At 44.0% G+C, this 14173-nt stretch carries 7 protein-coding genes, 1 tRNA gene and 2 rRNA genes; 9 read left to right on the forward strand and 1 reads right to left on the reverse strand.

What is annotated here, in order from left to right:
* The first annotated feature begins 162 nt into the window (after positions 1 to 162).
* The 4 genes from EQG49_RS08760 (at position 163) to EQG49_RS08775 (ending at position 4874) form a co-directional block, all read left to right on the forward strand.
* Positions 163 to 3071 (forward strand): 23S ribosomal RNA (locus EQG49_RS08760).
* A 91-nt stretch (positions 3072 to 3162) separates the two neighbouring features.
* Positions 3163 to 3279, forward strand: a 5S ribosomal RNA gene (gene rrf / locus EQG49_RS08765).
* A gap of 14 nt (positions 3280 to 3293) precedes the next feature.
* Positions 3294 to 3366: transfer RNA gene (locus tag EQG49_RS08770), tRNA-Asn, on the forward strand.
* Between the two features lie 983 nt (positions 3367 to 4349).
* Positions 4350 to 4874: a QueT transporter family protein gene (locus EQG49_RS08775; RefSeq protein WP_133363636.1), complete on the forward strand. Its 525-nt coding sequence runs from the start codon at positions 4350 to 4352 to the stop codon at positions 4872 to 4874.
* 175 nt (positions 4875 to 5049) lie between these two features.
* On the opposite strand, the gene EQG49_RS08780 is transcribed toward EQG49_RS08775, so the two are convergent.
* Positions 5050 to 6984, reverse strand: a complete 1935-nt coding sequence (locus EQG49_RS08780) for an ABC-F family ATP-binding cassette domain-containing protein (protein ID WP_133363637.1) — start codon at positions 6982 to 6984, stop codon at positions 5050 to 5052.
* Between the two features lie 173 nt (positions 6985 to 7157).
* Between EQG49_RS08780 and EQG49_RS08785 the strand changes: the two genes are divergently transcribed.
* From EQG49_RS08785 to EQG49_RS08805, 5 genes are all read left to right on the forward strand, one after another.
* Entirely contained in the window at positions 7158 to 7805 is a 648-nt protein-coding gene (locus EQG49_RS08785; RefSeq protein WP_133363638.1) for a redox-sensing transcriptional repressor Rex, read from the forward strand.
* Between the two features lie 256 nt (positions 7806 to 8061).
* Positions 8062 to 8346, forward strand: a complete 285-nt coding sequence (gene groES / locus EQG49_RS08790; protein ID WP_133363639.1) for a co-chaperone GroES — start codon at positions 8062 to 8064, stop codon at positions 8344 to 8346.
* Positions 8347 to 8431: 85 nt separating this feature from the next.
* Entirely contained in the window at positions 8432 to 10060 is a 1629-nt protein-coding gene (gene groL / locus EQG49_RS08795) for a chaperonin GroEL (protein WP_133363640.1), read from the forward strand.
* 675 nt (positions 10061 to 10735) lie between these two features.
* The gene (locus EQG49_RS08800; protein ID WP_165964847.1) at positions 10736 to 13552 is read left to right on the forward strand and encodes a YhgE/Pip domain-containing protein; all 2817 of its coding nucleotides are present in this window, start codon (positions 10736 to 10738) and stop codon (positions 13550 to 13552) included.
* 241 nt (positions 13553 to 13793) lie between these two features.
* Positions 13794 to 14012 (forward strand): helix-turn-helix domain-containing protein, encoded by a 219-nt coding sequence (locus EQG49_RS08805; RefSeq protein WP_133363642.1) that lies wholly within the window; start codon positions 13794 to 13796, stop codon positions 14010 to 14012.
* Positions 14013 to 14173: the final 161 nt, after the last annotated feature.

Below are 14173 nucleotides of genomic sequence, written 5' to 3' on the forward strand. Positions count from 1 at the left end.
TATCATTTAAATTAATTAATCAATTCAATTTTTAATATTTATATTATTAAATTGAGCCGAGAACATCGCGTTTTTTTGAGTTTTAAAACAATAGTTTTAATCTCGCTAAAGGTCAAACTAACAAGTTGACGCCTCAAAAATTAACCGTATTGAAAGATACTAGGTTAAGTTAATAAGGGCGCATGGTGGATGCCTTGGCACTAGGAGCCGATGAAGGACGGGACTAACACCGATATGCTTCGGGGAGCTGTAAGTAAGCTTTGATCCGGAGATTTCCGAATGGGGAAACCCAATTACGTGAGTAATTATCACCTGCTGAATATATAGGCAGGATGAAGTAGACGTTGTGAACTGAAAACATCTTCATAGCAACAGGAATAGAAAGAAAAATCGATTCCGGTAGTAGCGGCGAGCGAAATCGGAAGAGCCCAAACCTAGAAGCTTGCTTCTAGGGGTTGTAGGACAGAACATTGGAGTTACCAAGTTATAACATAGATGAATCAACTGGGAAGTTGAGCTAGAGAGGGTGATAGCCCCGTAATCGAAATGTTATAGCCTCCGTTCTGGATCCTGAGTACGGCGGAGCACGTGAAATTCCGTCGGAATCCGCGGGGACCATCCCGCAAGGCTAAATACTCCCTAGTGGACCGATAGTGAACAGTACCGTGAGGGGAAAGGTGAAAAGCACCCCGGAAGGGGAGTGAAATAGTTCCTGAAACCATGTGCTTACAATAAGTTAGAGCCCGTTAATGGGTGATAGCGTGCCTTTTGTAGAATGAACCGGCGAGTTACGATAACATGCAAGGTTAAGGTGGAAAGACCGGAGCCGTAGCGAAAGCGAGTCTGAAATGGGCGAATATAGTATGTTGTTGTAGACCCGAAACCAGGTGACCTACCCATGTGCAGGATGAAGGTGCGGTAAAACGCACTGGAGGTCCGAACCCGTGTCTGTTGAAAAAGGCTGGGATGACGTGTGGGTAGCGGTGAAATTCCAAACGAACTTGGAGATAGCTGGTTCTCTCCGATAGCTTTTTAGGCTAGCCTCCGGAATTAGAATCACGGAGTAGAGCACTGTTTGGACTAGGGCCCATCTCGGTTACAAATTCAGATAAACTCCGAATGCCGTTGATTTATGTCCGGGAGTCAGACGATGAGTGATAAGATCCACCGTCGAAAGGGAACAGCCCAGACCGCCAGTTAAAGGTCCCTAAATATTATGTAAGTGGAAAAAGGATTGGGAGTTGCATAGACAACTAGGATGTTGGCTCAGAAGCAGCCACCATTTAAAGAGTGCGTAATAGCTCACTAGTCGAGTGATTCTGCGCCGAAAATGTACCGGGGCTAAACATATTACCGAAACTGCGGGTGCCACGTAAGTGGCGCGATAGGAGAGCGTTCTAAGGGCAATGAAGCTAGACCGTGAGGACTGGTGGAGCGCTTAGAAGTGAGAATGCCGGTATGAGTAGCGAAAGACAGGTGAGAATCCTGTCCACCGAATGACTAAGGTTTCCTGGGGAAGGCTCGTCCTCCCAGGGTTAGTCGGGACCTAAGGCGAGGCCGAGAGGCGTAGTCGATGGATAACAGGTTGATATTCCTGTACCAGTGTATTTGTTTGAACAATGGAGGGACGCAGAAGGATAATGAATGCGCACTGCTGGATATGTGCGTTTAAATCGTAAGTCTTGATAAGAGTCAAATGCTTTTATCTTCAAGGACAAGCGATGATGAGGACCGAAATTTAAGTAGGGAAGTTCATGATTTCACGCTGCCGAGAAAAGCTTCTAGTTAGAATACATTTGCCCGTACCGCAAACCGACACAGGTAGTCGAGGAGAGAATCCTAAGGTGTGCGAGAGAACTCTCGTTAAGGAACTCGGCAAAATGACCCCGTAACTTCGGGAGAAGGGGTGCTGACCGCAAGGTCAGCCGCAGTGAATAGGCCCAGGCGACTGTTTATCAAAAACACAGGTTTCTGCAAAATCGTAAGATGACGTATAGGGGCTGACGCCTGCCCGGTGCTGGAAGGTTAAAAGGATGGCTTAGCTTCGGCGAAGGTCAGAATTGAAGCCCCAGTAAACGGCGGCCGTAACTATAACGGTCCTAAGGTAGCGAAATTCCTTGTCGGGTAAGTTCCGACCCGCACGAAAGGCGTAACGATCTGGGCACTGTCTCAACGAGAGACTCGGTGAAATTTAAATACCCGTGAAGATGCGGGTTACCCGCGACAGGACGGAAAGACCCCATGGAGCTTTACTGTAGCTTGATATTGAGTGTTTGTGCAGCTTGTACAGGATAGGTAGGAGCCGTAGAAATCGGGACGCTAGTTTCGATTGAGGCGTTGGTGGGATACTACCCTCGCTGTATGACCACTCTAACTCACACCACTAATCGTGGTGGAAGACAGTGTCTGGCAGGCAGTTTGACTGGGGCGGTCGCCTCCTAAAAGGTAACGGAGGCGCCCAAAGGTTCCCTCAGAATGGTTGGAAATCATTCGTAGAGTGTAAAGGCATAAGGGAGCTTGACTGTGAGACTGACTAGTCGAGCAGGTACGAAAGTAGGGCTTAGTGATCCGGTGGTTCCGCATGGAAGGGCCATCGCTCAACGGATAAAAGCTACCCTGGGGATAACAGGCTTATCTCCCCCAAGAGTCCACATCGACGGGGAGGTTTGGCACCTCGATGTCGGCTCATCGCATCCTGGGGCTGTAGTCGGTCCCAAGGGTTGGGCTGTTCGCCCATTAAAGCGGTACGCGAGCTGGGTTCAGAACGTCGTGAGACAGTTCGGTCCCTATCCGTCGCGGGCGCAGGAAATTTGAGAGGAGCTGTCCTTAGTACGAGAGGACCGGGATGGACATACCTCTGGTGTACCAGTTGTTCCGCCAGGAGCATCGCTGGGTAGCTATGTATGGATGAGATAAACGCTGAAAGCATCTAAGTGTGAAACTCGCCTCGAGATGAGATCCCATCTTTATGAAAGTAAGACCCCTCAAAGATGATGAGGTAGATAGGTTAGAAGTGGAAGTGCAGTGATGCATGGAGCGGACTAATACTAATCGGTCGAGGACTTAACCACGAAGTGGTGTCCGGTAAGATTAAGTAATAAATGATAGTATTCAGTTTTGAGAGATTAAGTCAAATTAATACCTCAGTAATTGATATAAGAGTGTGGTGGCGATAGCGCAGAAGATACACCTGTTCCCATGCCGAACACAGAAGTTAAGCTCTGTAGCGCCAAAAGTAGTTGGGGGATCGCTCCCTGCGAGGATAGGACGTCGCCATGCTTATATTAAATTATTCCGGCATAGCTCAGTTGGTAGAGCACCTGACTGTTAATCAGGTTGTCGACGGTTCGAGCCCGCCTGCCGGAGTTATGTTGAAAACGCTAGAATTCAGAAATGGATTTTAGCGTTTTTTTGTGAATTTAAGAGTCTCTATTTCGTCTGACGTGGGATTGAATAAAATGTGATGAGATGTATGATGCCACTGCGTGCCTGAAAATCACTTTGTGCACCGAAATGGAAGCACATGCCCAAGCCAAAGGGCGGTCTTGGGCAATTCGGGATAGCTGGCAGTCTAATGGCTAAAGCCAAAAGACTGCTCATCTACCCTCAGCGACAAACCCGACACGTGGTGTCACGTTCGTCCCATTTCGGTGTAAAGCCTGCCGGCCACAAAGTGATTTCCAGCCACTCCGTTAGATAAGCGTTGAATTATTGATTACCGCTAAACTTGCAGCGACAAGGATTACGGCATAATACTAGTCAGACTGCCTGCTCAAACTAACGAAGAGGCTGGAAACTGGCTGGACTTTAGCTCGCACCGTGATGGCATAATCAGTAACGGGTTTCGTTACTGATTATGGATTTGTGAAGATGGTTACCGCGTTAGCGAACCAAGCTTCGCAAACATTTGAAGACCGCACTGTGGCTTCAAATGCTTGTCTTCCATCACGGTGTCCAGACTGGTTCCAGACACGTAGTGGGAATCAATCTGAGACATATATTCAAAGTCCACGCTAGAAAAATTTTAGCCATTTAAGAGGCTGTAATCTTCATTTAATCTACCACTAGTATTATGTACTTATCCCCTAAAAGCATGATAAAGTCTCAGAACAGCTTTATCACTTTCTTCATAAATAATCTCCTTGAGTGCTATGCCTAACCAACATAGTGCTTTTTCTTTGTGTGCATCCGTGAATACGCAGAAGTAATTAACACTATATTACGTTATCGAGGTAAAACTTGGATTTTTGACTCTTTAATCAAAAATTGAGGTATGCTAAACTAGTACAGTTGCAATTATTTAGAGGTTCATCTACCATCCCTCTTCAAAAAACTAGGAGATTTATTTTATGGATAATGTACAAACAAAAACAGCAGTAAAGGTAAAAATAAAGCCTGCTGCACAAATTGCTTTGATTGGGGTTGTTGCCGCTATGTATGTGGTAATTACAGCATTCATAGCACCTTTTTCTTTTGGACCTGTTCAATTACGCTTGTCAGAAATGCTTAATCATTTGGCGGCATTTAATAAGCGTTATATTGTTGCCGTTACTTTAGGTGTTGTTATTGCTAACATGTTTTTTGGGTTAGGGATTATTGATGTAATTGCAGGGAGTTTGCAGACCCTTATAATGACTTCTCTTGCGTATTTGCTGACGCGCAAGGTTAAATCGACAATCGTCAAATTAAGCATCACAACGGTTATCACAACGTTAATGATGTGGGTGATTGCATTGGAACTACCAGTTGTGCTGCATCAAAAAATGCTCTTTTGGCCAACTTACATTAGCTTAATGATTGGTGAACTTGGTTCCATGGTTATTGGTGGAGTTATCGTGTATGCCTTAAGTAAACGGGTTGATTTGACTGAATAAATCAACAAACAGAGTCTATACTAGATATTAGCCATATGATTTAGATTAATAAAAATTTAGGCACCGGTGAATGTATTGCTAGCCTAATAATAAATGAACTAACAAATATAGATATGCCTGGCTAATAGCAAAAAGGACTTAACTCTACCAAATGCGGTAAAGTTAAGTCCTTTTGTTATGCTTCGGTTTGAAGCTCTTCGAGTTCCATACTCTTTTCTTCCCAATCAGCTTCGATGCCGGATAGTTCTTCTGTTGCTGCATCGACGACTTTTTGGAGGTCAGAAAGCTTGGCAATATCTGAGCCAACATCGGGTTCATTCATGGCAGCTAAGGCTTCATCACGTTTAGTCTCTAATGCCATCATTTGCGCTTCTAGGTCATCAACTGCGCGTTGGAGTTTGCGAATAATCTTTTGAGCTTCCTTCGATTGTTGATAGTTATCTTGCTTAGAAGGCTGTGAGTTTTCAACTAGTACATCATTTTCGGTGTCCGGTACTTGCGCCGTTTTTTCGATGTAGTAGTCATAGTCACCCATGAAGACTTTTGAACCTTCAGGCGAGATTTCAACAATTTCGGTAGCCGTCTGATTGATGAAGTACCGGTCATGGGAAACAAATAAGACCGTACCGTTAAATTCGTTGACGGCAACTTCAAGAACTTCGCGGGAATCGATATCCAGGTGATTAGTTGGTTCGTCAAGGATAAGGAAGTTATCGTGATCCATCGCTAACTTAGTGAGCATCAGACGCGCCCGTTCGCCCCCTGAGAGACTATTAACCTTTTTGGTAATATCATCCCCACTAAAGAGAAATGAGCCAAGAATCGACCGAATATCCTTTTCTGGCGTTTGTGGATGCTCATCCCAGAGTTCTTGCACAATTGTTTTGTTTTCGTGGAGCGTGTGTTGCTCTTGGTCATAGTAGCCAACCGACACATTGGCGCCAATTTTAGCAGATCCTTTGATAAACGGAATGATGCCTAGGATGCTCTTGAGTAAAGTCGATTTACCAACACCATTAGGACCAACAATAGCAACGGCATGGTGTTTATCGACGTCAATATTAATTGGTTCAGCGAGAATATGATCGGGTGAATACCCAACTGCCGCATCACGGACACGTAAAACTTCACTCCCGCTTTCTAGGTCAGTTGAGAATTGGATTTGAGCGCGGGATGAATCAACCGTTGGCTTTTCAATCCGTTCCATTTTTTCGAGTTGTTTCCGCCGTGCTTGTGCCCGCTTGGTCGTGGAAGCGCGGACAATATTACGATTAACGAAGTCTTCCAACTTATCAATTTCTTTTTGTTGTTTTTCAAATTCCCGAGAAGCAGTCTTAAGACGTTCGGCTTTTGTATCCAAGAAACGGGAATAATTACCAGTATAGTGGTCAAGATGGCCAAAGTTCATATCGTAAACTTCAGTGACAACGCGATCTAGGAAGTACCGGTCGTGCGATACGAGTAAGAGGGCACCGGTGTAGCTTTGTAAATAGCTTTCCAGCCACGCTAAAGTATCCATATCTAAGTGGTTAGTTGGTTCATCTAAAATTAATAAATCGGGACGTTCAAGTAGGGCTTTAGCTAGGGCTAAACGTGTTTTTTGACCACCGCTCAGAGAGCTAATCTTGTCATCAAAACGATCCGGTTCAAACTGAAAACCATGGAGCACACCACGAATAGCTGCTTCATAACCGTAACCATTTTTTTCGTTAAAATCGTGTTGGATTTGGTCGTAGTTAGCGAGTACGCGGGTGTATTCATCTGGGGTCACCGAACTAGGGTCAGCAATCACGGCTTCTAAACGGTGCATTTCTTTTTCCATTTTACGGACTTCAGCGAACGCATCAAGCATTTCATCCCAGATTGTATTTTCAGTGTCTAAACCGGTATCTTGCGCCAAATAACTCATGGTGAGATCTTTCTTGCTAGTGACATCACCTTCATCAGGGGCTTCTTGGCCAGTGATGATTTTCAGCAAGGTCGACTTACCAGCACCATTGCGCCCAACTAAAGCAATCCGCGCGCGGTCTTGAATTTCTAATTGTACATCGCTAAACAATACATCCGCTCCAAAGCGGCGTTCCACATGTTGGACTTGCAACAAAATCATTTTGGCTTACCTCATTCTTTATCTCTAATATGTTGATTTTACCATAGCTGCGCCTAAAAGTTTGTGAAAATGCGATTGTTTTTTAGTTCACAAGCAAGCAAAATGTGCTACAATAGCAAACGAAAAGAAATTCACAAGACAAAATAATATTTGTGAAAATGGAGGACGATTACGTGACTGAACCATCAATTCCACGCGCAACTGCTAAGCGCTTGCCAATCTATTACCGTTATCTTAACTTCTTATTGGATGCGGGTAAAACTCGGGTTTCATCGACTGAATTGTCAGATGCTGTGAAGTTTGATGCAGCCACGATTCGTCGTGACTTCTCATACTTTGGCGCATTGGGAAAACGCGGATATGGATATGACGTTGAAAGTTTACTAACTTTTTTCGCGAAGATTCTTAACCAAGATACTTTAACAAATGTTGCTTTAATTGGTTTGGGAAATTTAGGCCATGCTTTGTTAAACTTTAATTTCCACAAAAATTCAAATGTGCGCGTATCGGCAGTATTTGATATTAACCCAGAATTAATTAACACAATCCAATCTGGGGTGCCAGTATATGATATTCAAGATTTAGTTAAGCAAATCGAAGATCAACGGATTGAAATTGCAATTTTGACTGTGCCATCTGAAACAGCTCAAAAGACAACGGATTTACTTGTACAAGCGGGTGTGAAGGGGATTTTAAACTTCACGCCATTACGTGTTACTGTACCAGACTCTGTTCGCGTGCAAAACGTTGATTTAACTAACGAATTGCAAACTTTGATTTACTTCATTGAAAACTACACCAGTGAAGGTGAAAATAAATAATTAATTCTTTTTCGGGCTGACCATTTTGGTTGGCCTTTTTTTATATTACTGAATGCACTTTAAATTTGTACAGATATATATAGCGGAAAAATAAGTAGGCAAAATGTGCGCTAATTACACATGTAAAATGTCGATTAGGGTGGATTTGTTAACCATAAGACTTGCATTCTTTTGCGGGCGTGATAAGATAGTGATTGTAGATATTAGCACTTAGAGAATGAGAGTGCTAAAAATAATTCATATGGAGGTGGATAGCATGTTAAAGCCATTAGGTGATCGTGTTATTTTACAATTAGAAAAAAAAGAAGAAGAAACATTCGGCGGTATCGTGATTGCCGGTGGTACTGACGAAAAACCAACCACAGCGAAGGTTATTGCTGTTGGTGCCGGTTACCTCTTGCAAGATGGTACGTTGACACCTTTATCAGTTAAGGCGGGCGACATTGTCTTGTTTGATAAGTTTGCTGGTAATGAAATCAAGCACGATGGTGAAGATTTCTTAGTAGTTCACGAAAAAGACATCATCGCGATTGTCGACTAATTTACAATGGTGCAGAATTTAACGTAAAGTTTGAATTTTGGCAACCGTTAATGAAATATAAAATTGAAGTGAGGCAAATTAACACATGGCAAAAGATTTAAAATTCTCTGAAGACGCTCGCGCAGCAATGTTACGTGGGGTTGATAAGTTAGCAGATACAGTTAAGACAACCATTGGACCAAAGGGACGTAACGTTGTTTTGGAAGAAACTTACGGCGCACCTACCATCACTAATGATGGGGTAACAATCGCTAAGGCAATTGAACTTGAAGATCACTTTGAAAACATGGGCGCAAAGCTTGTGGCTGAAGTGGCTTCTAAGACGAACGACATTGCTGGTGACGGTACTACTACGGCCACTGTTTTGACGCAAGCCATCGTGAACGAAGGTTTGAAGAACGTGACTGCCGGTGCTAACCCAGTTGGTATCCGTCGTGGTATCGAATTAGCAACCAAGGCTGCTGTTGAAGCATTGCACGGTATGTCACACAAGGTTGAAACTAAGGACGATATTGCCCAAGTTGCGTCAATCTCTGCTGCCAATGCTGAAGTTGGTGATTTAATCGCCGAAGCAATGGACAAGGTTGGTAACGATGGTGTTATCACAATTGAAGAATCAAAGGGTATCGACACAACGCTTGAAGTTGTTGAAGGAATGCAATTTGATCGCGGTTACATGTCACAATACATGGTAACTGACAACGACAAGATGGAAGCATCATTGGACAACCCATACATCTTAGTAACTGATAAGAAGATTGGTAACATCCAAGACATCTTGCCAATGTTACAAGGTATTGTTGAACAAGGTCGCTCACTCTTAATCATTGCAGATGATATTACTGGTGAAGCTTTGCCAACGCTTGTTTTGAACAAGATGCGTGGAACATTCAACGTGGTTGCAGTTAAGGCTCCTGGTTTCGGTGACCGTCGTAAGGCAATGTTGCAAGACATCGCTACTTTGACTGGTGCGACTGTGATTACTGAAGATCTTGGCTTGAACTTGAAGGACACGACTTTGGCACAACTTGGCCAATCAGCTAAGGTAACCGTTTCAAAGGACAACACAACCATTGTTGAAGGTTACGGTGAAAAGGCCGCAATCGCTGAACGTGTTGAAAATATCAAGAAGCAAATCAGCGAAACCACTTCTGACTTTGATCGTGAAAAGTTGCAAGAACGTTTGGCTAAGTTGGCTGGTGGGGTTGCCGTTGTTAAGGTCGGTGCCGCAACTGAAACTGAATTGAAGGAACGCAAGTACCGGATTGAAGATGCCTTGAACGCTACTCGTGCAGCGGTTGAAGAAGGTTTCGTTTCTGGTGGTGGGACTGCCTTGGTTAACGCCATTCCAGCTGTTGATGCATTGGAAGAATTTGGCGATGTTCAAACTGGTATCAACATCGTGAAGCGCGCGCTTGAATCACCTGTCCGTCAAATTGCGATCAATGCTGGTCTTGAAGGCTCAGTGATTGTAAACAAGTTGAAGGAACAAGAAGTTGGTATTGGATATAACGCTGCCGATGATACTTGGGTTGACATGGTTAAGGCCGGTATCGTGGACCCTACTAAGGTAACCCGTTCAGCCTTACAAAACGCAGCCTCAGTATCAGCCTTGTTGTTGACAACTGAAGCTGTCGTAGCTGAACAACCAAAGCCAGCCGGTGACGCCGCCGCTGCTGCAGCCCAAGCCGCCGCAATGTCAGGTATGATGTAAACCGACAAGGAGCGGGAGAAAGTTTACTTTCTCATAGCGACGCGGAGGTTTTGTTTGGGAGTTCAGCACTGGTGAACGCAGTGAACCAGTTAAAAAGGTGGACGCAAGGACACGCTGAACGAACAAACACATTTAATTAGGGAGAAAGTTTACTTTCTCATAGCGACGCGGAGGTTTTGTTTGGGAGTTCAGCACTGGTGAACGCAGTGAACCAGTTAAAAAGGTGGACGCAAGGACACGCTGAACGGACAAACACATTTAATTAGGGAGGAAGTTTACTTTCTCATAGCGACGCGGAGGTTTTGTTTTGAAACTCGGCGTTAACAAACGATAATTTAATAAAATGAGCGAGTCGTGTGAATTTTGCAACGGTTCGCTCTTTTTTGTGACTCGGGATTTTTTTAGTTAGAGCTAAATTTATATGCCACCGTGCGTCCCAAAAGCTTAGCGTAAAGCGGTATATGACGTTAACCAATGGTCTGCGATGTTGGCCAATGTGTTACGCAGGGACAGGTTACTATGCAAAATGTGTTGACATGTGTATTAAAAACGCATAACATGTTAATTTGTTAACGCCGTGTACTAACTTATTAATCCAAATGGTTAATAACGTTAACAAAGAGCAATTATAATGCGTTACACAATTTTTAGTTTCAGGAAATGGAGATTAGGATCGTGATTTGGAGCAAAGTAAATTCACGCGGACGGTTTATTGCAGTTGCTAGTTTGGCAGCTTTGATTCCGGCATTACTTATTTGGGTGATTTTGAACTTCGTGAGTTCATTTGAAAACTCAACGGGAACTAGCATGTCGGTGGCGGTGGTTAATCAAGATCGCGCTGTTGATAATAATGGTTCAACGGTTAATGTTGGGCAAGGTGTCATTACTAAGTTGAAGAAGAACACCGAAGTTAATTGGGTGTTCACGGATGCTAAAACGGCGCAAAAAGATATCGACAATGGTAAAGCACTCATGGTGGTGACACTACCAGCAGATTTTTCGGCAAATACGACGACGGCACTCGATGCAAAACCTAAAACGTCTGATATCGATATTAAATTGTCAGATCACAATACTTTAGTTTCGAGCTTATTAACGAACACGGTTGCTAAATCCTTACGTGATGAAGTGACGCAAAATGTGCAACAAGCGTACAATGAAGAACTATTATCTTCAATTAAAAAACTTTCAACCGGTACTAAGACTGCCGCTAAGGGGACACTACAATTAGCTAATGGGGCTGATCAGTTAAATGATGGGCACACATTAGTGAATAAAAATCTGCACGTTTTAGCGACAAGTATGTTGAAGCTAAAAGAAGGTGGCAAAACATTAGCAACTGGCGCATCAGCATTAACGGATGGCGTTGGTGAATACACAAATGGTGTCCAAACCTATGTTGCTGGTGCAAACAAGTACGTTGCCGGCACTAACCAATTAGCGGATGGTGTCCAACAATTGGATGCGGGAACTAAGAAATTAAAGAAGGGTGCGCAACCACTGGCTGCCGGTGTTAATCAATTAACGGCCGGTTCAAGCGCTCTAGCTGACGGAACAACTCAATATGTTGCTGGCACTAATCAGTTAGCTGATGGGGTCTCACAGTTAAATGACGGCACGCAACAATTAGCACAAGGCGCCGCACCATTGGCAAGCGGTATTTCACAATTGAAATCTGGTTCAAATCAAGTTTCAACTGGTGTGACGCAATATGTTGCTGGTACAGATCAGTTAGCTGATGGGGTTTCACAATTAGATACTGGTGCTGCAAGCTTGTCAGTTGGTATTCAACAATACACGGCGGGGACAGACCAATTAGCGGCTGGTGTGACAAAATTAAATGCAGGTATTGACCAATTAGCACAAGGCGCCACGCCTTTAGCAACTGGTGCATCTAAGTTAGCTGCCGGTTCAGCGCAGGTATCTGCTGGTGTTCAACAAGTTGCTGGGCAAATGTCAGATAGTGCTAAGAGCTTAGCTGGAATTGCAGCTGCGACTACTGATCCAACGACTAAAGCACAATTACTGGCAGTCCTTGGTGCAATGACCTCTGATAAAAACCAAGCTGATTTAGCGGCTTTAGTTCAAGGTGCCAGTGATGTCGCAACTGGTGCGAAAGACTTGAATAACAATGTACCAGCACTCAGCCAAGGAATTAGTGATTTGGCAGCTGGGGCGAAGCAAGCTAATAGTGGCGGTCAACAATTGCAAAGTAAAAGTGCTGATTTGGTGGCCGGTGCAAAACAATTAGCAACTGGTGCCAGTGAAGCTAACGATGGTGGTAAGCAACTTAAGTCCAACAGTCAGGATTTAACGACTGGGGCAAAACAAGTTGCTGGTGGTTTGAACGAATTGAATGGCCAAGTACCAGCGTTGACGAATGGTATTTCACAATTAGCAACTGGTGCAAAAAAAGCAAATGCGGGTGGACAACAATTACAAGCTAACGGGGGCGCACTAGTTTCAGGCGCCAAGCAACTTAATGGTGGTTTGGGACAGCTCCAAAGTAATGTGCCCGCATTGACGGATGGTGTTAGCCAACTGGCAGCAGGTGCTGCAAAGGCCGCTAATGGCGCAGGCCAATTGCAAGCTAACTCAGGCGCGCTACTTGCAGGTGGTAACAAGTTAACTAGTAACGCTGGGGCACTTACTAGCGGGGCTAACAAGCTCTCAGCTGGTACCGCACAATTAGCAACTGGTGCGGGGCAAGCGACTGACGGTGCTGGTAAGTTGGCGGCAGGGGATGACCAAGTGTCAACTGGTTTAACGCAAGTGACAGATGGTATCCACACGCTCGATGATGGTATGCAAGCTGGGGTCTCACAACTAGTACCAATCTCAACTAGCAAACAAACCATTAATCACTTTGTCGCACCGATTGCTAACAAATCATTGAAGAACAACATCACAATGAATTTGAAAGCGGCCTTTGCACCATTGATTATTGCTTTTGCTTTATTCATGGGAGCAGTAATCACACAACTTAATGAACACCGGCGTCGTCGGGTTAACGGTGCTAGTGTACCAGCGACGATAACGACGTTGGCAGCAGTGCCATTGGTTCAAACAGCGTTAGCGTTGTTAGTAGTTAAGCTGTTTGCTGTGCCAGTGGAACACCCAGCCGGCTTAGTTGCGTTCACGTTATTGACGGCCGTGGTATTTACGATGCTTGCATTAGCAATTGATCGCCTCTTTGGTTCGATTGGGTTATTCGTTTCATTTATTTTGGCCTTGTTGCAATTGATTTTCACAGGTCAGGTTGTACCAACGTCATTCTTCTCAAGTTTCTTTGCTTTATTGGCTAAGTTCTTGCCAGTAACTTATGCAAATGATGGATTCCAAGCAGTGATTAATAGCACTCCAACGTATCATATTGTTGGCGCTGTTATCGCATTAGTAATTGTTGCCGGCTTAGCTGGAGCAGTGTTACTAGGAGTTAAAGTAATCAGCAATGATTCATTGGCTAGCGAATTAGAAGCGAGTGAAGTTTAAAAATTTGGCGAGTTTAATTATAGTAAAGCAAAAAGGAAGCGGCGGATTAGCGCAGCTTCCTTTTTAGTGTTAATTAGTGCCATTTTCGGGCGCTATACCGTCTGACGTGGGATTGAATAAAATTGGCCACTGCGTGCCAGTAAATTAGGAATAATGCTCAGACTAGAGAAAAAACAGTTACCAACCACAGGCTGCAGTAGCATGAAAAAACATTGACAATAGAACCTCAGTAATTCGATGAGTGGCTGGATACGAAATTGAATCAGAAAAACTTGAAACCGCAGTTGCACTTTACAAGGCACGTGAAGCAGCGGGCTTAACCCAGGCAGAATTGGCGGAAAAAGCAGGAACAACTCAAGCCACAATTGCTCGAATTGAACGTGGCGATAATGTGTCTTTCGAAAAAATGGCGCAGCTCGCTCAGGCAATGGGGAAAAAACTTACGGTAACATTTGCGTGAAGTGAACCGGATGCCAACCTGATAAATAAAAAATGAGCTCACTAGCAAACACTAATAAACCTGATTTCGCCCTACCATGGGGTGGGAAGAAAACAGGTTTATTTTTTTGCGACAAAATTCGGTTCTTATGCCAATATTTTGCTAGTATCTCGAGTAAGCTG

It is taken from the genome of Periweissella cryptocerci, from assembly GCF_004358325.1.
Taxonomy (GTDB): domain Bacteria; phylum Bacillota; class Bacilli; order Lactobacillales; family Lactobacillaceae; genus Periweissella; species Periweissella cryptocerci.

Bases quoted from the DNA above. Each gene is read 5' to 3' on its own strand.
- EQG49_RS08775 (WP_133363636.1), top strand. From the start codon at position 4,350: ATGGATAATGTACAAACAAAAACAGCAGTAAAGGTAAAAATAAAGCCT.
- groES (WP_133363639.1), top strand. From the start codon at position 8,062: ATGTTAAAGCCATTAGGTGATCGTGTTATTTTACAATTAGAAAAAAAA.
- EQG49_RS08780 (WP_133363637.1), bottom strand. From the start codon at position 6,984: ATGATTTTGTTGCAAGTCCAACATGTGGAACGCCGCTTTGGAGCGGAT.
- groL (WP_133363640.1), top strand. From the start codon at position 8,432: ATGGCAAAAGATTTAAAATTCTCTGAAGACGCTCGCGCAGCAATGTTA.